The sequence below is a fragment of the Nonomuraea monospora genome, assembly GCF_039531895.1.
Taxonomy (GTDB): Bacteria; Actinomycetota; Actinomycetes; order Streptosporangiales; family Streptosporangiaceae; genus Nonomuraea; species Nonomuraea monospora.
In genome coordinates, this window is sequence record NZ_BAAAQX010000128.1 from 225 (window position 1) to 517 (window position 293).

Annotated in this window: 1 protein-coding gene; it reads right to left on the bottom strand. The window is 73.4% G+C overall.

Features of this window, described 5'->3' with window-relative positions:
* Positions 1–293 (bottom strand): hypothetical protein (locus ABD331_RS60820; RefSeq protein ID WP_344496739.1); only part of this gene is annotated, 293 nt, incomplete at both ends.

Here is a 293-nt window from a genome sequence, read left to right on the forward strand (position 1 = left end):
TGCTCGGCCTGCTCGGCCTGCTCGGCCTGCTCGGCCTGCTCGGCCTGCTCGGCCTGCTCGGCCTGCTCGGCCTGCTCGGCCTGCTCGGCCTGCTCGGCCTGCTCGGCCTGCTCGGCCTGCTCGGCCTGCTCGGCCTGCTCGGCCTGCTCGGCCTGCCCGGCCTGCTCGGGCAGGAGGTCAGCCAGGAGCTCGGGGGCCGGTTCGGCATCGCCCACGTTGCCCGCCGTCACCCGGGTGGCAGTGATGATCTCGCTGTCGGGATCCTCGGCGATGTGCCCCTTGAAACCGTCAAA